The 19,370-nt window shown below is 52.3% G+C and carries 20 protein-coding genes and 2 pseudogenes; 15 read left to right on the top strand and 7 right to left on the bottom strand.

The window, feature by feature from the left end; genetic code table 11:
• Positions 1-3: 3 nt before the first annotated feature.
• Positions 4-957, bottom strand: a complete 954-nt coding sequence (locus tag AC6CHM_RS17535) for an ABC transporter permease (protein ID WP_498173861.1) — start codon at positions 955-957, stop codon at positions 4-6.
• A 74-nt stretch (positions 958-1,031) separates the two neighbouring features.
• Positions 1,032-2,543: an ABC transporter substrate-binding protein gene (locus AC6CHM_RS17530; RefSeq protein ID WP_498173905.1), complete on the bottom strand. Its 1,512-nt coding sequence runs from the start codon at positions 2,541-2,543 to the stop codon at positions 1,032-1,034.
• Positions 2,544-3,193: 650 nt separating this feature from the next.
• Here AC6CHM_RS17530 and AC6CHM_RS17525 point away from each other — a divergent pair.
• The 6 genes from AC6CHM_RS17525 to AC6CHM_RS17500 all read left to right on the top strand — a co-directional run bounded on the left by AC6CHM_RS17525 (position 3,194) and on the right by AC6CHM_RS17500 (position 7,319).
• Positions 3,194-3,412 (top strand): hypothetical protein, encoded by a 219-nt coding sequence (locus AC6CHM_RS17525; protein WP_336441762.1) that lies wholly within the window; start codon positions 3,194-3,196, stop codon positions 3,410-3,412.
• Positions 3,413-3,442: 30 nt separating this feature from the next.
• The gene (locus AC6CHM_RS17520; RefSeq protein WP_336441763.1) at positions 3,443-3,643 is read left to right on the top strand and encodes a hypothetical protein; all 201 of its coding nucleotides are present in this window, start codon (positions 3,443-3,445) and stop codon (positions 3,641-3,643) included.
• Positions 3,644-4,083: 440 nt separating this feature from the next.
• On the top strand, positions 4,084-4,281 hold the full coding sequence (locus AC6CHM_RS17515) for an EAL domain-containing protein (protein WP_336441764.1): 198 nt from the start codon (positions 4,084-4,086) through the stop codon (positions 4,279-4,281).
• Between the two features lie 47 nt (positions 4,282-4,328).
• Entirely contained in the window at positions 4,329-5,249 is a 921-nt protein-coding gene (locus AC6CHM_RS17510) for a LysR substrate-binding domain-containing protein (protein WP_336441765.1), read from the top strand.
• A 114-nt stretch (positions 5,250-5,363) separates the two neighbouring features.
• Positions 5,364-6,548 carry an MFS transporter gene (locus AC6CHM_RS17505; RefSeq protein ID WP_440810779.1) on the top strand — a complete coding sequence of 395 codons (1,185 nt, stop codon included), beginning with the start codon at positions 5,364-5,366 and terminating at the stop codon, positions 6,546-6,548.
• 333 nt (positions 6,549-6,881) lie between these two features.
• Positions 6,882-7,319, top strand: a complete 438-nt coding sequence (locus tag AC6CHM_RS17500) for a GNAT family N-acetyltransferase (protein WP_440810781.1) — start codon at positions 6,882-6,884, stop codon at positions 7,317-7,319.
• Between the two features lie 902 nt (positions 7,320-8,221).
• Here AC6CHM_RS17500 and AC6CHM_RS17495 read toward each other — a convergent pair.
• Complete coding sequence (locus AC6CHM_RS17495; protein ID WP_336441768.1) at positions 8,222-9,211, bottom strand: substrate-binding domain-containing protein; 990 nt, start codon at positions 9,209-9,211, stop codon at positions 8,222-8,224.
• Positions 9,212-9,632: 421 nt separating this feature from the next.
• Here AC6CHM_RS17495 and AC6CHM_RS17490 point away from each other — a divergent pair, with 421 nt between their 5' ends.
• The 3 genes from AC6CHM_RS17490 to AC6CHM_RS17480 are packed head-to-tail and all read left to right on the top strand — an operon-like array spanning position 9,633 to position 12,326.
• Positions 9,633-10,376, top strand: coding sequence for an ATP-binding cassette domain-containing protein (locus AC6CHM_RS17490; protein WP_336441769.1), 744 nt, complete (start codon positions 9,633-9,635; stop codon positions 10,374-10,376).
• A 36-nt stretch (positions 10,377-10,412) separates the two neighbouring features.
• Positions 10,413-11,411, top strand: a complete 999-nt coding sequence (locus AC6CHM_RS17485; RefSeq protein WP_498173860.1) for an ABC transporter permease — start codon at positions 10,413-10,415, stop codon at positions 11,409-11,411.
• A 12-nt stretch (positions 11,412-11,423) separates the two neighbouring features.
• Complete coding sequence (locus AC6CHM_RS17480) at positions 11,424-12,326, top strand: NAD-dependent epimerase/dehydratase family protein (protein ID WP_336441771.1); 903 nt, start codon at positions 11,424-11,426, stop codon at positions 12,324-12,326.
• 375 nt (positions 12,327-12,701) lie between these two features.
• Here the strand turns inward: AC6CHM_RS17480 and AC6CHM_RS17475 are convergent, their stop codons facing one another.
• Positions 12,702-13,223 (bottom strand): cupin domain-containing protein, encoded by a 522-nt coding sequence (locus AC6CHM_RS17475; protein ID WP_440810787.1) that lies wholly within the window; start codon positions 13,221-13,223, stop codon positions 12,702-12,704.
• Positions 13,224-13,543: 320 nt separating this feature from the next.
• Between AC6CHM_RS17475 and AC6CHM_RS17470 the strand changes: the two genes are divergently transcribed.
• The 3 genes and pseudogenes from AC6CHM_RS17470 to AC6CHM_RS17460 form a co-directional block, all read left to right on the top strand.
• Positions 13,544-13,984 carry a LysR substrate-binding domain-containing protein gene (locus tag AC6CHM_RS17470; protein WP_498173859.1) on the top strand — a complete coding sequence of 147 codons (441 nt, stop codon included), beginning with the start codon at positions 13,544-13,546 and terminating at the stop codon, positions 13,982-13,984.
• Complete coding sequence (locus tag AC6CHM_RS17465) at positions 13,974-14,264, top strand: LysR substrate-binding domain-containing protein (RefSeq protein WP_498173858.1); 291 nt, start codon at positions 13,974-13,976, stop codon at positions 14,262-14,264. The genes AC6CHM_RS17470 and AC6CHM_RS17465 overlap by 11 nt, the downstream gene beginning before the upstream one ends.
• A 22-nt stretch (positions 14,265-14,286) precedes the next feature.
• Positions 14,287-14,647: pseudogene (locus AC6CHM_RS17460) on the top strand (Dps family protein); the annotation flags it as partial.
• Between the two features lie 57 nt (positions 14,648-14,704).
• Here the strand turns inward: AC6CHM_RS17460 and AC6CHM_RS17455 are convergent.
• Together AC6CHM_RS17455 and AC6CHM_RS17450 are read right to left on the bottom strand one after the other, a co-directional pair.
• Positions 14,705-15,316: a LysE family translocator gene (locus AC6CHM_RS17455; protein ID WP_336441774.1), complete on the bottom strand. Its 612-nt coding sequence runs from the start codon at positions 15,314-15,316 to the stop codon at positions 14,705-14,707.
• 49 nt (positions 15,317-15,365) lie between these two features.
• On the bottom strand, positions 15,366-15,701 hold the full coding sequence (locus tag AC6CHM_RS17450) for an NIPSNAP family protein (protein WP_498173857.1): 336 nt from the start codon (positions 15,699-15,701) through the stop codon (positions 15,366-15,368).
• 501 nt (positions 15,702-16,202) lie between these two features.
• Here AC6CHM_RS17450 and AC6CHM_RS17445 point away from each other — a divergent pair.
• The 3 genes and pseudogenes from AC6CHM_RS17445 to AC6CHM_RS17435 all read left to right on the top strand — a co-directional run.
• The gene (locus AC6CHM_RS17445; protein WP_498173856.1) at positions 16,203-16,346 is read left to right on the top strand and encodes a hypothetical protein; all 144 of its coding nucleotides are present in this window, start codon (positions 16,203-16,205) and stop codon (positions 16,344-16,346) included.
• A gap of 223 nt (positions 16,347-16,569) precedes the next feature.
• Positions 16,570-17,298, top strand: coding sequence for a polysaccharide deacetylase family protein (locus AC6CHM_RS17440; RefSeq protein WP_498173855.1), 729 nt, complete (start codon positions 16,570-16,572; stop codon positions 17,296-17,298).
• A 205-nt stretch (positions 17,299-17,503) separates the two neighbouring features.
• Positions 17,504-18,496 (top strand): annotated as a pseudogene (locus AC6CHM_RS17435) (ABC transporter ATP-binding protein); the annotation flags it as partial.
• A gap of 126 nt (positions 18,497-18,622) precedes the next feature.
• Here AC6CHM_RS17435 and AC6CHM_RS17430 read toward each other — a convergent pair.
• Positions 18,623-19,348, bottom strand: coding sequence for a ribonuclease activity regulator RraA (locus AC6CHM_RS17430; protein WP_498173904.1), 726 nt, complete (start codon positions 19,346-19,348; stop codon positions 18,623-18,625).
• Positions 19,349-19,370: the final 22 nt, after the last annotated feature.

Genomic DNA, 19,370 nt, shown 5'->3' with positions numbered 1-19,370 from the left:
GCGTCAGCTCCTTTGAATGCGCGGGTCGATTGCGCCTTGCAACACGTCGACAACTAAATTGACAAACACGAAGAACATGGCGAGCACAAGGATGGTGCCCTGAAGGACGGGCAGGTCGCGGGTGAAGATGGCGCCGTTCAAAAGAAACCCGGTTCCCGGCCAGGAAAATACCGTTTCAATAAGAATTGATCCCCCAAGCAGATAACCAAGCTGCAGACCCATTACCGAGATTGCAGTGGGAGCGACATTGCGAATGACGTGCCTCATGATCTGTCGGGACATAAGACCTTTGGCGACCAGCGCCTGGGTAAAATCCTGCAAAAGAATATCCGCGACAAGCGATCGAATTGTTCTTGCGATGATGCCCATCGGAATGACAGACATGGTGATGGCCGGCAGGATCAGGTACCGGATATAATCCCAATCAAAGGAACGTCCGCCCGACCCGCCAGGGCCCCCTCCCATCGCCGGTAGCCAGCCAAGCTTTACTGAAAATGCGATGACGAGAACCATACCGAGCCAGTAGTGAGGGATGCTCACACCAATCATTGACAGACCTGATGCGACACGATCGATCCACGTGCCGCGAAAGACGCCCGCGAGGAAACCCAGGCTGGCGCCAAGTGTGAAGCCGATCACGGTTGCCGCTACCGCGAGGATCAACGAATTGACTGCCGCATCACCGATTTCTCCGATGACCGGACGTCCAGTTGCGATTGAATTGCCGAGATCACCTTGTAGCGCTCTCCAGCCCCACAGGCCGTACTGTACAATCAGCGGTCGATCGAAGCCGTAAAAGTTGCGTATCTGTGCCTGCTGTTCGGCAGACGCATCAGAAGGTAAAATGGCAGCCAAAGGGTCGCCAGGTGCGATATGAATAAGTAGAAAACAGACAATACTCACACCGATGGCCACCGGTATGACATGCAATAAACGTTTCAAACTATAAATCAGCATGATGTCCTCATTGAAAACAAATCGAGGCCTTGCAACGGGGATGCACCGACAAGATGGTGCATCCCCGCGCCGCGTTATTCCTCAACTGTTATTGCAGAGAAGTCCTGGAACCAGTTCTGTGCCTGAACGAAGCCTTTGACTTTTTTTGACATCGCTCGTGGATTGACATCATGGGTCACCATCAAAAACAGCGCTTCGTTTACGTATTTTTCGTGAACCTGCTGCAAGACCTTGTCCTGTTCGGCGGTGTCGAAGGTGTTGCGCACCTTGTCAAACAGGGCATCCATTTCCGGGTCACAATAATAGCCCCAATTCGTGCCAGCTGGTGGAGCGAGATTGCACTGCAAGTGACGGATAAGACCCGTGAATGGATCCTGGATAAAATAGCTGTAATTGATCGCCGTCGCGCCCTTCGAGCTCGCATCCTTGGCGCCTGCCCGCCATATATTGATGACCGTATTCCAGTCGGCGACCTCATATTCGATGTCGATGCCGATTTCGGCGAGTGTCTGCTGAATATATTCGTTCATCTGTAACGGCAGCATCTGACCTGAGCCCGAGGAAGAGATAATCACCCTGGTCTTGATACGTTTGTTGGGCCCATAGCCGGCCTCTGCCATCAGTTTTTTGGCTTCCTCAACATTATAGCTCGGTTTGAAGGTAGGATTTCCGAACCACTGATGGTTTGGTGGCATAAACCCTTCGGCCGGTATCATGAGGCCGCCAAGGAGCTCTTTGAGACCATCGCGATCAACAGCGAGGTTGGCCGCCTTACGCACACGGATATCGTTCCACGGCGAACCTTCAACGCGCGACAAGTGCCACGTCCAGTTATGTGGATAGGAATTGGTAACAATCGCGAAACCAGCATCCTTGAGGGATGCTACTGAATCTGGAGCCGGTGCCTCAATCCAGTCCACTTCCCCGGATCGCAGCGCCGCGACGCGCGTATTTGGTTCCGGAAGTGGAATGAGCACCAGCTTGTCGAGCTTGGGTACGCGCTTGGCATCCCAGTATTCCTTGTTTGGTGTCAATTCGGCACGTTCGCGTGGCGTGAATCCGCTCTCAAGCTTCCAGGGCCCTGTTCCTGACGGCTTTTGGGCCACCGCATCCCAACTCTTGCCTTGAGCTTCCCAATTAGCGGGAGACGAGATGGTGATCCAGCTGAGCTGATAAGGCAGCGTTGCGTCGGGCGACTTGGTTGTGATTTCAAGCGTGAGTGTATCCAGTGCTTTGTAACTTGCGACAGCGGGAATACGGGATTTGCCTTGCGCCGACTGTCGGGGGTCGAATTGCGGAGCATCCTGCTTCAGTAGTTTGTCGAGATTCCAGATAATTGTGTCCGCCGTTAAAGGGCTGCCGTCATGGAATTTGACGCCAGCGCGCAGTTTGAACGTCCACTTTGTTTTGTCCGTCGCATCAACTGCCCAAGATGTCGCCAACCCGGAAACAAGTCCTGAAGGTTCATCGGCTTTGGAAAGATCCCATTCCACCAATGAATCATAGACGGTATAGCCCATGAAACGTTGTCCTTCGCCTCCCTGGTCAGTCTGGCCCGTGGTAAGAGGGATGTCAGAAGCAGTCATGCCGATACGCAAGGTTCCAGCAGCGAAGCTGAGGGTGACGGCAGACAGCGACAGGGCGATGGTTATCGCTCCCACACACACAGCTTGACTTAATTTGGTGGCAATAGCCTCTTGGTTTCGCGGTGTATGCGATGTGCCTATCTGTTCCCATTTCATTCTTTATCTCCGCACTGGATGTTTCCAACAGAGGAGAAGCAGGTTTCATGCCAGTTTTCGTGAAATGGTGTTTTCCTGCCAATATCAGCGAAACTTGGGTTCTTGCAGGCAATATCAATCAACACATCGGCTTATAATCTGGCGAACTGATTAATCATTGTGCGGTAGCCACGTCTTGGTACGGGATGATTAGTTGGAAGAAATGACAACAGGCTTCGATGGATGTGTTGCAAACGTTTCGTCCATGATGGCTGTGGCAGGCACTGCTCCCGCAGGGCTTTTACGACAATAAATTCCTGAAGGATCGTTGCCATCGATTTTGCTGCAAATGATAGGAGTTCCACGACAGGTTACTAAGCTAGACGTTGAGCGTGCGCTTTTGCTCATCATCATCGAAGAGCGTGGCGACAACGAAAGACACAGCTTGAGTGCACAGGTAGTTGTTGTCAGCGCTTCCCCAGTTCACCCAATTTCGAACCTAGTCAGGTGCGGTAATGCAGCTGGCCTCGGCACCGATCTACAATGTTTTTGGCGAGAGCGAAAAGCGCGACTTTGAAAAATACAGTAAACAGTTTTTGAGCTTTGCGGATCTGAAGCCGGAATTCATCGAGCAGCTCACTCAGTTCAACGCCAACGGCTATGGGGTAGGGCAGGTCTTTGGAACCTTGGCGAAAAGCTTTGCTCATATCGCGGCGAAAGATATGATGACCTAGCTCGAAACGCTATCGGACGATAAACGTGAGGTGCTGATCCGCAATGCCAAACTCGTGACGCGAGATGAGCACGGCAAGCCCATGCTGACCGCAGAAAGCGATTTGGATGTTATTCCCGGAGCGCGGGCAAGAATGAAGGGTCTCAAGGAGGAAGACAGGCCTTCGGGAAATCCCACGCGGGCAATCAATCCGACGCCTGCCAGCGTTTATGGCCACGGAAAACGGCTATAGGATTCCGGGGCTGAACATCGACCTCGCTCCCTATCATAGGAATTGAGACAGTATGCGAAGACATGTTAAATTTGGCCGAACTTCTCTTGGCAAGGTTCGATCAGCAGCTGTTATGCACCCTGTTTGGTTTTCACTGTGAAAACGGGTGCGGCAGCACAAGTGGAGGCGATTGAATTTCAACAAGTCGCTTCTCGAACATTTCCGTTGGCTTCGCCCCAGGCATGGATCAATTCTGCCGTCAGTGCTGCAGCGCGGAGCAGCCAATGGCTGTTCCCGATTTGGTTACTAGAAACGGTACCATTGGGTAGCCGGAAAACTGGAAATCACTGAAAGTCTGCTGCTTGATGGCACCGGGCAGTGCCAGAAATCGACCGCAACACTTTGCAAGGCGTGCGTTTCGCTATCGATGATGGAACCGGGTACTACTCGTTTGGGAAGGGGTGCAGGACATCGGCGTCGACCGGATCAAGCTCGACAAGGTTATTGTGACGAACCGGTCCGCAGCGGGACTCATTGCCGACATAATCTGTATGGCCCGTGCGAAGGGCCTGAAAATCACCGCTAAAGGCGTTGAGACAGCAGAGCAAAAAGAATACTCGGCTCGCTGCGGCTTCGCTAATTCAACATTTTTATATTGAGACGATAATAATATTATTTTCTTTCTTTCGAGATGCGGGAGGTTCTGATGATTGAAACACGCTTGCTACGGCAGTTCATTGCCGTCGCTGAGGAACTGCATTTCAATCGCGCGGCGCTGCGGCTTCATATGGCACAGCCGCCACTGAGCCAGGCAATCCGCCGGCTTGAAGCCGAGGTTGGCTTTAACTTATTGGAGCGCACGAACCGTAGCGTTGCCTTGACGCCAGCTGGCGCTTCCTTCCTGCAAACGGCGAGGGAGATCCTGCTCTCACTTGATAACGGGCTCGCGCGCACTCGGCGCGTCGCCAAAGGTATCGATGGCCACATAACAATGACCTTCATCAATATTGCGCCCTATTCGTCGCTGCTGCGGGCGCTGCGAACCTTTCGCGGCGCCCATCCTACCGTTGAGTTCACCATGCGTGAGGCTCCGACACATGAGCAGGTCAAGGCTCTGGAATCTGGTGTGGCCGACATCGGAATTCTGCGTTCACCGGGCACCACTACTCCCGAATTGTGTTATGAAACTATATTTTTTGAACCCTTCGTTGCTGCATTACCCGCAGGGCATAGACTACAGTCACATGACTCCATCCCGCTGAACGCACTCAGCTCTGAATCTTTCGTGGCTTCGTCCAGAGCACTGGGTCAGGGCTTCCACGACCAGATCATAAGTCTTTGCCAGGCCGCCGGTTTTTCGCCCAGGATTACTCAAGAAGCGCGGCGCTTGCCAACCTTGATAGCTTTGGTCGCGAGCGGTTTTGGCGTTGCATTGGTGCCGTCGTCGCTGGCATCGAATGCACGCGGGGACGTTGTATTTCGCCCCATCAGCGTTGATGCGCCTGATAATATCCGTCATCTCAAATTGCTGATGGCCTGGAATCGTGGCCAGGCCTCGGCAGTTCGGGATCGACTGATCGATGAGATCAGAGGCAGCATGGGCCCTGACGCTTCGAACAAGACTTAGATCGTCTTATTTCGGGACATATAAGATATTTTACGAGCTGCTCCGAAACCGCTACTCCGGCATCCTGGCTTTGCGCCCATGTTGTGGTTTTTCCGAGATCGTCAGGATATTCATATGCCCCTTGCCGTCTACATGTTTTCCCTGTGCACGTTTGCATTTGGCCTTTCTGAATTTGTCGTAGCGGGTCTGGTATCTGCAGTCGCCATTGACCTTCATGCTGACATCGGGATCGTTGGTACCGTCATTGCGACCTATGCCTTTGGTGCCACGATTGGAGCGCCTCTGTTGACGGCACTTGTCTCGCATTGGCAGGAAAAGCACGTTCTGATCCTGGCGATGGTCATTCTTGCCGTGGGAAGCCTGGCAATGTCGGTTGCGCCTGATATTTTTACTCTGCTTGTAATCAGGTTCGCTGTTGGTCTCAGCCATGGGGTTTTCATGGCGGTTGCTTCAGACGCAGCAACAAAGCTCACCGATCCGGCAAAGGCCGGGCGAGCCGTCTCGGTCGTTTGGATCGGATTGACGCTTGCCCTCGCGCTAGGTGTTCCCCTGGGCACTTACCTCGGGAATATTTGGTCGTGGCGTGTCATTTTCATATTCATCGGCGTTCTGGGTGTACTGGCAGGAGCAGGGTTATTAATCTTCATGAACGGCAATGCACGTGATAGCCATACAACAACTGGTCGAGGGGCTTGGGCTGCCATCAGAGCGATTATTCATCCGCAATTGATGATTGCGGCAGGCGTCGGTGTTCTGGTCAGCCTTGCGACCTTTTCGTTCTTTACGTTCGTTGCCCCATATCTGCTGGAGATAACGGACGCTGACATTCAGGGGCTCAGTGCGGCAATGCTGTTGTTTGGTTTATGTACAGTCGCTGGAAATCTCATCGGTGGCTATATCGTCGATAAGACGGACGTTAATCGGAGTGTTATGATCGGGATTTTAGGACTGGGCCTCAACCTTACGGGTCTCTATCTGTTCAACAACTCACAATTTACAATGGTGCTGCTCATCGGGCTATTGGGGGTTTCCTTCTTTTCCACCGTTACGATGCTCACAATTCGTCTTTTGAAAGTGGCGCAACGTTACGTTCCCGGATCAACAGCAGTCGCTGCCGGTCTCAATATTGCGTCCTTTAATTTGGGAACTGCTCTTGGCGGTGTGCTCGGAAGCGCGACAATTGCCAGCGGGAACTTGCCGCTCATTCCCCTGGCCGGCGCATTTGTGGCAGGGGTCGCAGTTCTGATCCTTGCAGTACAAATGCGACGTGCAAAGTGGGAAACCGAGTGGATGCGGTAGATGTTGCTTTTGCCTTGCGGCTCGCCAGTGCCGGTCCTGAAAGCAGGCCTTGCATGCAGATCTTGGACCGGCTGATGCGAATAAGCGGGACCGGCGAACGGTTTCTGCCCTTCCATGTCGTCTAGCTGGCTGAATTGGGTTCTGTTGCAAGAATCTGATTTGAACAGATGCGTGTCAACTCCGGACGCAGTTCAGCAAAGTGTGCGATCTAGCTAACAGAATGGGATACGTTGCCGCCCGCAGCCAATACCTCAAACAGACGTCGCAATTCGTGCGTGGTGCTATTAAAAGCGGACATGGAATTCTCCATGAGCCAGATTCAGAAGGTGCACGTTGCTCAAGATCAGACCTGCCAAACACGGTGATGCAAAGGCGCTCACCCAGTTGATGCATCAATCGAGTGCCTATGAAGGCAACTACGCCAGCATTCTGGACGGCTATGCCATCACGCCCGCCCAACTAGACGCAGAAGTTTTCTACGTCGCCGTCCTTCAGGACGCTATAGCGGGCTTCTACAGCCTAACGCTAACCGACGAACCGGAATTGGACCTCATGTTTGTTGCCGATCACGCTCAAGGAACGGGAATAGGTGCGAAGCTATTTCAACACATGGTGGCTGAGGCAAAGCGACGTGGTATTCCTTCAATTAAGATTGTCTCCCACCCACCTTCTGTCGGGTTCTACCAAAGGATGGGGGCCACGATCGTTGGAACTAAACTGCCAACAATGAAGGTGACTTGGGCGCGCCCAATATTGAACCTGGCAATCTAACCTTTCAGAGTAGGGTGCGGATGGCTTATTTTGCAAAATGGACGCAATGAAAGTGGATAGTCGGTATTCCACCACCGCAAATCGACTTCGTTATAGCTAATAAACGACAGCTTTGCTTAACAAGCGATCCTGATTGAAATGGCCGGAATGCGGGCGCAAAGCCATTATCGCATTAGCACGTGTGCTTATAGATCCTTGAACCTTCAATATGCTCGGGCAGCTTGTACAAAAGTGCTGAGATAGCTCGCGAGTTGCGTCAGACGTTCTATCATGCAGTCCGCCATTCATTATAATTCGATCAGTGCATAATCTTTGCAATAGTTTAATGGGTATTATGGACATCTGCGCTACAATCGAAATCGTTGAAAATTAGCCTCTTATAGGCATTTTCAAAGGAAGGTTTTGCTGACAGGACTTGTAATAGAATAAATGCCCAATCCTCAGTAAGGATCCTCAAGTTCTGCCTGTTGGGAGGTAGGTTCGATGTCGTTCGGGCCTATCACTTGGTTTACCGTTTTAATAATGGAGACCGGCGGGGTGTAAGGGTGCAGAATGAATGTCTACTTTGAATGTGTCGCTACCGGATACAACGAAAGATTGGGTCGAAGCCCAGGCAAAGACCGGGCACGCTAACCGCGACAACCGCCTGTTCTGAATTATTAGACGATTGATTTGCCACGTCGATACTTTCCGCAGGAACAGGTGCCGAACCAGCGGTGATGATAAAGACTATCGGAAGTTCAATTTCTATAGATCGGTGAATGCAACGACCGAAAACGCCCCCCTCAGATTAGAACCACTTGGTTCTGGCGTGCGTTATAGCCAAAAAGGTCGGATTAGGGGGGCGCTCCAGGAGCACCTCCCTCGTTCATTTAGCAACGATAAAGACTAGCACTAAACCGTCATTTTTGAATACATGTTGAGACGGTGTCTTTTGTACACTCGTCAAGGCCCGTGAAGACCGGATCTTCAACGGTTTTTCCTTCTATAAGATCAATCATAACGGATGGTGCTTTGTAGCCCATCTCGAATGGACGCTGACCAACCAAAGCGGTTACCAAGCCCTCACCCGCAATAGCAACCTCATCTCCGATAGTATCTGCAGCCGATATGACGAAGTCGTTACTCGCAATCCTGTCTTTCAATGGCCGAACCAGGTCCCGGTAAGGTTGCGGCGCGCCGAACAACGGCCAGCCACCTTCAATCGCAAAAGCATCTAGATCCGGATTTGCGGCAAGGATGTCCGTCATTGCCTGAACACCTTTAGCTCCATCATCGTTGGTAAATACCGGGCAGCCAGCGACTTCAGTCCAGCCGCCTTGCCCCTTCAACTCTTTCGCGCCTTTTTCCCCGGTTAGAGCATCGCGGGTACCCTGGGCACGGCGCAAAATGTTGTCAGCGCCAGGATTACCCTCGATCAAGCATATTTTTCCCCCGTTTGGCTTCGCCTTCTTAATGTACTCACCGATCTTAAATCCCATAAGGTAATTGTCTGTACCAAGATATGTCTTTCTCAAAGCGGAGTCTTCGGCAGCAAGATCTGCATCCAGGGTCATAATGGGTATCGTGGGGCTTGCCGTTTTCAGGGTCTGTGCGATCAGCTTGGCATTTGAAGGCGAAATTGCCATCGCCACCGTGTCAGATTTGCCAAGCATATCCTGTACAATCTGGGCTTCTCCCGCCTCATCAGAGGTAGACGCTGGTCCAGTGTAAAAACACTCGTATTCTGAATTGGCATTTTCACTATTCCATTTCTGGCAGCCCTGATTGATTGCCTCGAAAAATGGATTGTCCAAACCTTTTACGACGATTACCAGTTGTTTTTTTGCGAAAGCGGGCACGACGTTAAGGGCCAGTGCAGCCGCAGCAATAAGTAATAGCGATTTTTTCATTAGTTCCTCCCTTTAGTACGTTGAATGATGCACGATACTCTATTTCGGAGTGGGCGCGCTCGCATGTGTTCGCACGATATTTCTGGGCTCAATCAAACAAAATACGTCTGTGTCAAAAGATGAAGCGGAGTGTTTTTATATGCGGGAAATTGCCTGCGCTTGCCCAAGGCCGGCGCGAACTCCCGCTCGGCCTGCCAAATTTTCCTCCCTCAGCCAGCTAATAACGATCTGAGCGAGCCGTCAATCTTTATTTATCGTATAAAATGACTTTTGGGCCATTCGTAGATTGACGGTTATCTCGTGGTTTGCATAGATGTCGTCGTTGGCTGGCCTCGGGAGGAGACTGGTCGAAACACCTGCGACTTGCGAAAACGATCCGTTTAATCGGGCCTGCGGTCGATAGGAAAGGGGAGGTGGAGCAGTGGCAGTTCTCGAACTTGCAAACGTCTCACGACATTTCGGTGCTATTCAAGCCGTCAACGATGTATCTTTTACCATTGAACCGGGTGAGGTCGTCGGTCTCATGGGCGACAATGGGGCCGGCAAGTCGACTTTGGTGAAAATGATTGCGGGCAATTTTCGACCGAGCGAAGGAGTGATGCGAATGGATGGGCAGGAGCTCATTCTGAACCGCCCGGTAGACGCGCGTCGGCATGGTATTGAAATTGTCCATCAAGACCTGGCGCTTTGTGACAACCTTACAGCCGCTGCCAATGTATTCCTTGGTCGCGAGTTGCGCCGGGGCATATGGCCTTTGCGTATACTGGACTATGCTGCGATGTACCGACGTTCCGGACAAATATTTGCTGAACTAAAGTCGGAAACGCGGCCCCGGGATCTGGTCAAACAGATGTCTGGAGGACAACGGCAGGCGGTAGCAATTGCTCGAACACGACTATCCGATGCCAGACTCGTTCTGATGGATGAGCCAACTGCCGCGATTTCAGTTCGACAGGTCGCTGAAGTACTCAACTTAATCAGGCATTTACGGGATCAGGGAATAGCCGTGGTTCTCATCAGCCATCGCATGCCCGATGTATTCACCGTTGCAGACCGCGTAATCGTTATGCGGCGTGGTCGAAAAGTTGCGGACAAAGCAATAAAGGCGAGTTCGCCTGAAGAAGTAACGGGGCTCATCACCGGGGCAATTGAACAAGCTGCGTAAAGCGATGTTCATGTAGCTGAAGGAACGGACGTCATCATGGCTACCACGCTTGACCAAACGATTGACCAAAAACAGGAAAGTTGGCTATCTGCAAAACTGGGCAGCCAGACCTTTTGGGTTCTCGCAGCAGTAGTATTAGCCTGCATTTTTCTTTCTTTTGCTACAGATTCCTTTGCAACATCAAAGAACCTCTACAATATCACGCGAAACGTGACGTTTGTGGCAATCATCGCACTCGGGATGACGCTCGTTATTATCACAGGCGGCATTGATCTATCTGTTGGATCTGTCCTTTGCCTTTGCAGCATGGTGCTGGGCGTGGTTATGCATGCTGGCTATAGTATTGAAGTGGGCGTCATTGCATCAATTGCAACCGCGCTCGTCATTGGTGCTTTCCATGGTGTTCTGATTGCGTACTTAGGAATGCCGCCGTTTGTTGTTACGCTCGGCATGTTATCGATCGCCCGCAGTCTGGCGATGGTTGCTTCAGGCAATACGGTGGTGTTCGAATTCGGTCCGGATCAGGCAAAACTCCTTTCTCTTGGCGGCGGGGCTTGGTTCTTCGGCATTGCGAATCCGGTCTTGTACATGATTGTACTGGCATTGCTGACAGGTTTTATTTTGCGGTGGACCCGGTTCGGCCGGCATATCTATGCCATTGGCGGAAATGAGCATGCCGCCACATTGACGGGCGTTCCCGTCCGCCCGATCAAGGTTGCGGTTTACATGATATCATCACTGTCAGCCGGCATTGCAGGTATCATTCAAACTGGATGGCTTGGCGCGATAACGACAAATATCGGTTCAGGCCTGGAGTTGCAGGTCATTGCAGCGGCGGTCATCGGTGGGGCCGCGCTGGCCGGAGGCGTTGGAACTGCCTTCGGCGCATTGGTGGGGGCAGCTTTGATTGAAATCATTCGCAACAGCCTCGGCTTGCTCGGTATCAACGCATTCTGGCAGGGTTGTTTTATAGGCGGGGCAATCTTGGTGGCAGTGCTGTTCGACCGACTGCGTAAGTTCCGGCAAAATCAATAGGGAAGTCAAAGTATGAGTAAGCGGATTGTTTTCACAGGCGGTACAGGAAAGGCCGGTCGTCACGTCGTGCAATATTTGGCTGACAAAGGCTACGACATCTTGAACGTGGATCTGACGCCGTTAGACCATCCCAGCGTGAACACACTGGTGGCGAACATTACTGACAGCGGGCAAATGTTCAATGCCTTGTCCAGCCATTTCGGATTTAATGGCTTTGAAAGTGGCAAAGGTCCGGCACCAGTGGATGCCGTGGTTCACTTTGCCGCTGTTCCGCGGGTCCTGATCAGACCCGATAACGAGACCTTTCAGATCAACACTATGGGAACCTATAACGTTATCGAAGCGGCTGTTAAGCTTGGCATACGAAAGATCGTTATTGCGTCGAGCGAGACAACCTATGGTGTATGTTTCGCCGAAGGTGACAAGGATTTTCATCATTTTCCCCTTGAGGAAGATTACGACGTTGATCCCATGGACAGTTATGGCCTGTCAAAACTCGTTAATGAAAACACGGCACGAGCATTCGCCGCACGATACGGTGCCGATATTTATGCACTCCGGATAGGCAACGTTATCGAACCTCACGAGTATAAATTGTTCCCGGATTTCCTGGCCAGGCCAATGTCGCGCAAACGAAACGCGTGGAGTTATATTGACGCTCGCGATCTTGGCCAGATTGTGGATTTGGCGATACGCAAAGATGGTTTGGGCTTTCAAGTTTTTAATGCCGTAAATGACACGATCACGGCTTTGCTTCCAACGCGCGAGTTTCTCCAGCGGTATTGCCCTGGTACAACGCTGCGCCGTGAAATGGATGAGTTTGAGGCGCCTTTATCCAATCGGAAAACGCGGGAAGTCCTGGGTTTCAAAGAGAATTTTAACTGGCGAGACCTGGTGCCTGAATCGGAACTGTAGCTTGGGACGCCTGGTCGTCTTTGTGCGAGTAAGATTACCGCACGTTTTGTGCGGCCAGGTCGCATCGATTTCACCAAGCAATACGCTGGGTGGAGCGCCACGGGGGAAAAATGGCTGAGGACCGTTGATACATTCAGGATTATTTTGAACCGTCGAAACCCTCGTTTGTCTCGGACACTTGCGTCATATAATAACGTGTAGGGGCGACGGTTCTTTCACGGCGCAACCACTGACGGTTGCCATGACAGTTTTTGGGCCGGGAAAGTCAGGATGGTCGATGCTGCCGGAACAAATCTTGAGGCGACCAACATGCTTAAGGATCTCTAAACGTGATTTGTACGGAATCGGCTGCGTCGCCCCGCACGAACGTCGCGCCTATCGATGAATGGGGTCCTTCCACAGGACGCCTTCCGGTCTTTCCACCGCTTCAATATCAAGATTGACGACAATGGGATCCTGGCCGGAGCGCACGAGCACGCATTCGAGTGTCTCGTCTTCACTCGCATTGATTTCCTGATGCGGCACAAAGGGCGGAACATAGATGAAATCGCCAGGCCCGGCTTCCGCGGTAAACTCGAGACGGTTTCCCCAGCGCATGCGAGCCTTGCCCTTGACGACATAAATGATGCTTTCAAGATCGCCGTGGTGATGGGCGCCGGTTTTGGCATTGGCATGGATTGTTACCGTTCCAGCCCAGATTTTCTCCGCACCAGCCCGCGCGTTGTTGATGGCCGTCGCGCGGTTCATGCCAGGCGTCTGGGCCGTATTGGGGTCCAACTGGTTACCAGGAATGACCTTGACCCCGTTGTCGCGCCAGTCAACCTCCTGATGGGGGTGTTCGTCACCGTGCGCATGGTCATGATGCTGGGGGTGATTGTGGTCCTTTGACAATGTCATTTTCTCGATCACGATGGTTTAAGCGGCAGCAGGTGCGCAAAATCGGGCCCATGGTTTTGATGAGTCCAGGCTAGTCCGGACAAGCCAGACTTGGCCGAAACCGGCAAAGCGGACTGAACCTGCCCGGTAGCTTATACTAGCATAAAATTCTAACACAGGGAGGGGCACCTTTCGCAACCGCAATTTCTGACCGCCGTGTAACCGGTTCGCTTAGCCTGGCATATCTTCAGCGCGGTGCAGCCTCAGATCAGGGGAACGATCACAACGTGGAAGGAGCGGGGGCGCTGTTCTTCTAATCCGTTGACCATACGGTGGCGGATGTGGGACTCAGTGACATAGGCAATTCCATCATCGGTAACCGTAAGGTTGACGGGACTGTTCAGATCCTCCGCGATCACCTCAATCTTGCGTTGACCAGCGACAAGCGGTTCGGCGATCCGCAACACCCGACCGTGACCGCCAGCCCCAAATTGCCCCACGCCTGCTGGCCTTCATGCGCCTATCCAGACTTACGGTTCGATTTGCACTTCAGTGATCATGTGGTTGACCTCATAAGTGATCGCTTTGACGCCGCCGTTCGCATCGGTGCGAGCGAAAACGGCGGTGATTATCGGATGAAGAAGATCGCTGAGAACGACCGTTTCCTAGTAGCCTCGCCATCCTACGTCGATGCTCATGGCAGCCCTACGCACCCGGACGAGTTGCAATCCCACAGAATCCTGCATATCTCACGTTCATTCACGGCGCACGATGGAGACTGAACGGGCCGAACGGTTTGTGGAACTTTCGGTCGATCCCATCATGCACTCGGACAATATCGCTGCTTTGCATCATGCGGCGCTCGATGGTCGAGGCATCGCCATTCTTGCGAGCTTCGTCGCCAATGCGGACCTGGCCACTGGACGGCTGGTGCCTGTGATGGAAGGATACCAGCCAATATCAAGCACGGTCTCGATCATCTATCCTCGTGCGCCAATCGTCCCAAGGAAGGTGCGAGCCTTCATCGACTTCATGACCACAGAATTCATACAAATAACTTAGAGACTGAAGCACGGTTTACCTTGTCTCCGGCGCATTGATAACACTTCTGGCTGATGTGTTTGTGCTTTACCTCAGACCAAGAATTTCCACTGGCACATGAGCGGTCGCATTTCCGCTATTATCACCTGATGTTAGATGAGCAGGCGAACAGATATTCGCGAAGACGGATGCATCGCCGAGCGGGTCCGTAAAATTGACGGCACGACCACCTGTTCGATCGGCCATATCTCCAAAGCGAAGCGTCTGCTCGAAAATGATGCTGATTTCGTAACACTGCGAGACTTGCTGGCTAAACTTCGCGAGGACAAGGTAGCACTGGTTTCGTTGATGAAGGAGACGCACAATCTTTGCGACGGCATGGCAATACAGTGACCGCCAGCCTCCCAAACCGGGGTTAAATCTAAAGCAAAACTTTAGCCAGATCTGGCCGTTTTGCCACATTAGCGAACGGCGATCGCCGCGGCCGCTCCTGCCATCATGCCAGCGCTCGTACGATTGGCAATCATCATAGCCTTGCGGTGTTTGAGCAGGCGTCGCGTCTGCGCCGCAGCTACAGTCCATGCAACATCAATGGATACGACGACGACCAACATCGTCGCAGTGAGCTCGAACCAACCGACTGTCGAAATGGCATCGAGATCGACAATCGTGGGTAACAGAGCAACATAGAACATCATCGTTTTTGGGTTGCCCATCGTAACAGCAAAGCCTGCTGCAAAAAGTTTTGCCTTGGATATTTCGCCAGGCACGGTCTGACCAGTGAGGAAAACTGGGGCATTCCACATCTTCCATGCCAGGTAGAGAAGATAAGCCACGCCGATCCATTTGACGATCAGGAACAGCGGTTGGAACATTTGAGCGAGGACAGATAAGCCGCACACCGCCAGCGCAAGCCAAATCGCTTCGCCAAACCACATTGCAGCTAAAAACGGCAAGACGCCTCTATAGCCTGTGGCAATAACCCTTGACACCAATGCCGCCACGCTTGGTCCTGGAGACGCAGATGCGATTGCCAGCGCTACGGCGAATACAAGAATTGATGTAAATTCCATTCTAAACTCCAGACCGATTTAAGTGCGACCAGACGTTATGGCTCTCCTGTTAAACTTCACCCTCAATCCCGGTGATATCAGAAGCAAAGAAGGGGCGCATGAACGTCCTTTCGTGCCTTATTACACATCCACTTTCATCTCGGATCCAATCGACTTTAATGAACCGAGCATCAACCCCAAACAAGGAACGAAATCGTTCATACGAAGCCAGACCATCAAAACTAAACAAAGCGAGAGCCTTATCGCTGGCTCCTTCCGAAGGTAGAAAATAACCGTGATGTGTGCCTCCGTGTTCGGTCACGAGATAAATCCAGGCTGACGCGAACTTCTCAAATATCTCGATCTTTGTCAGATCGATCTCACAGTTAACAACACAGGTGATCATAAAATGTCCTCTCGTACGACGAAGTGCCAGAGTGTTGCGGTTTGATTCCTTAACCGACGTCTGACACAGAGGTTCCGAAGGGATTTGAATTAGAGATTTCACGCATTCAATTTTGGAGTGCACAAACGGGTTAGCCCACCGGTCACTTTCGACTTCCAAGCGTTTCATATCATTGGTTCATTGTTGGGACGCATCTTGTGTCCTCTAACAGTCCCGTCGGATTCCGATCAAAACGAATATGCCGTAGTCCAGCGACAATATTTGCAACGGGAAAGCAGCCGCAAAGACCGTCCCATGCTTCGGCGCCTCGGGGAAGAAGGCGAGCGTTGGCAGGAGAGTGGGAATTCGCTCGGCTCTTGGCTACTGGCCGGCGGCTAAGTACGGGGCGGCCGGCTCGAGATTGTCGATTTAACGACGAACGCTCACCCGCCAAGAAACCCCGACCGGCTGGTTGCTCCGCGCCTGAATGACGGATATCCTGCGGACTCATCAGAGCAGTCAATGATAAAAAAGATCAATGCGCGCGACTTCCAGCACACGCTGCCTTATCATTTTACGACCGACGATGGCTGGTTAGATGTTGTGAAAATTTCAGATTATCTTTTCGCCATGTCTGAGCCGCGTCACTGGAATGAAGGGCACTGATCCTGAACGTTGTCGCATCATCAACGTAAGATATGCTGGCGTACTGTGACAGCGCAAATGTCCGCTTCCGGGAAAGCCACCTCATCGCTGCAACGGCGAAAGCGGGCACTTTACAATCCGGCAGATTCCGGCCTCATTTCTGCCGTTAAAGTGCGGACACGGTGTGCGAAGCTATTGGCGTTACCGCCAGGCGCTGCCGTCAAAGACTCTTAACGAGTAGGCAATGATGCGTCGTTGGATAATGGTACCTGTCGTCTTTGCGCTGGTCATCGCCGGACTGTTCGGCATCTTGCGTTTGACCAACGCTAGAACCTTCCAGCTCTTTGGCGATCTCCTAGCCCGCGTCGACACTGATCAGGCTGTTGTGGCGCTTACCTTCGATGACGGTCCCACAACCGACTATACTCAACCCGTGCTCGAAATTTTGAAAGCGCACGACGTTAGGGCGACATTCTTCCTCACCGGGCGAGAGACTGCCCAGAATCCGGCAGGGGCCAAAGCTATCGCGGATGCCGGTCACGAGATCGGCAATCATTCCTGGTCGCATAATCGCATGATCTTCGTGAGCCCCGCAACGGTTCGCGAGGAGATCGAGAACACGGATGCTGCGATCCGTGATGCCGGGTATAAAGGCGAGCTGCATTTCCGTCCGCCATATGGCAAGAAACTCGTCGCATTGCCTTGGTATTTGGCGAAGAACGACCGCACCACGATCATGTGGGATGTGGAACCTGAAGCGGATCTGGTCACAGCTGCTGATCCCCAAGCTATGGCTGACTATGTGATTACCAATGCGACCAACGGCTCGATCATCATCATGCACGTTATGTACGAAAGCCGAGGGGCCAGCCGGCAGGCATTGCCCGCTCTGATCGATGGTCTCAAGGCGCGGGGCTTTAAATTTGTCACAGTTTCCGAATTGCTGGCGCTGCAACAGGGAAGTTCAAATTGAATAGACGGGACAGAGCAGGCTTTTAATCTGGTTCAGGTATCATGTGATCCATTACTCAACCCGATGACCCAAAGACCCTGAACGCGCTCCGCTTCCTCGCTTACCGTAATATCGCGGGCAATTTTTTAGGCACTAACAATCCTGCCATCCGCGTTATAGATGGTGAAACGTTGAGAGAAACGTCCAGGAGAAACCCGCTCCGCAAAAGCTCGGTCACTTCGAAGTTTACATGGAGTGGATATCGATATCGAGAGCGGCGAATTTGTGGCCATCCGGTTGCGGCAATTCAACCTTGTTGCGCATGATCGCCGGTCTAGAGGAAATTCCAATGGCACGATTTCGATGGGCGGCATTGTGGTAAATGATGTCGCCCATGAGCGAGATATCGCGATGTTGTTCCAGTCCTATGCGCTTTATCCTCATCTGACGGTTGTGGCGAATATGGGGGGCTCACTCAAGTGGCGAAAGCACCGAACGCGTTTGAGACGCTGCCCCGATACTTGGCCTTGAATATCTTTGGGATCCCTATCCCAAAAGCCTTTCGGGCAGGCAGCCTCAGTGTATAGCTATGGGGCGTGCGATCGTGAGAAATCCGCAGTTTTCCTGTTTGACGAACCATGAATCAGGTCGCAAAGCTGCGTGATCAGATGAGCACCGAAATCAAGCAATTACATCAACGGTTGAGGACCACTACGATTTACGTGACTCACGATCAAATTGAAACCATGACGATGGCCGATCGAATTGTCGTTACGAAAGATGGATATGTGGAGCAGATTGGCTCCGCTTGATCTGTATGATCGCAGGGGAACATTTTCCTCGCGGGTTTCATCGGTTTACCCGGATTGAATCTCATTCCAGGCAAGGTCAGTACAACCAAGTCGCATGTATTCACCGCTGATGGCGGAGGCGAATTTCCATTGCCGGATGGCGCATCCTTGAAATCGGGGAGCGAGATTATTTACGGCATTCGGCCGGAGCATATCACCATCGGGCAGGGACCATTCACGGCTGAAATCGTCCTCATCGAACCTACCGGCGCGGAAACGCAAGTGACCACTATACCTGGATCACATCAACATGTGGCAACCGTAAGAGGACGATTGGACGTGCGCGCAGGAGACAGTCTTATAAAATCACCTGATCTTACGAGGTTCATCTTTTTGATGCCAAGACGCAACAGCGGCTGCCGACAAGCTATTGCGACAAAGTCTGTCAGACAGTCAACAACCCTGGCCGCATGTCCAGCCCGAATTGGTATTGGCGCAAATCGCCTTACCGTTGTCTGCCACCGGGCATGAAGCGCACATCCTTTGCAAGACGCTCACCGATGATTATATTCTCGCCATTCATGAAATACTCTCAAATTATCGGTATCGGTGGGGGGGTAGAGACCGATTATGGATTTTCCAAGCTGCACCTGCTCCAGAACGAAATCCTCATAGGCCGTCATCTCCAGCGCCTCGTCGGCGATCTCTTCTGCCAGGTGTGCGGGAACGACCACGACGCCCTCACTGTCGCCAACCATGATGTCTCCCGGCCAGACCGCAACGTCGCCGCAGCCGATCGGTACATTGATGTCAAGCGCCTGATGAAGCGTAAGATTGGTCGGTGCCGATGGCCGATTATGATAGGCCGGAAAACCAAGTTCAGCTATTTCGGGCGAATCCCGAAATCCGCCGTCGGTCACCACACCCTCGACGCCCCTTTGCATGAGGCGCGTAACCAATATCGACCCGGCTGACGCTGCCCTTGCATCCTTGCGGCTGTCGATTACCAGTACTGCATCCGCAGGACATTCCTCGACTGCCCTGCGCTGTGGGTGGTCGTGGTTGCGAAAGACTGACAATTGATTGAGATCCTCTCGGGCAGGTATATAGCGGAGCGTAAATGCTGGCCCCACCATAGTGCGACCGGATGTTCCAACGGGCCTTACGTCCTGAACAAACTGGTTGCGCAAGCCCCGTTTGAAGAGTGCAGTGCATAGCGTTGCGCTGCTTACCTGGCGAAATTTTGCACGTGTTTCGGCTGTCAGGGAAGAGGTCATGATCTATATCCTTCTTGATTATGCT

The sequence above is a fragment of the Phyllobacterium sp. GQ127 genome (assembly GCF_059758635.1).
The sequence above is the reverse complement of the archived record's forward strand: the minus strand, read 5'-3'. Positions and strand labels throughout refer to the sequence as shown.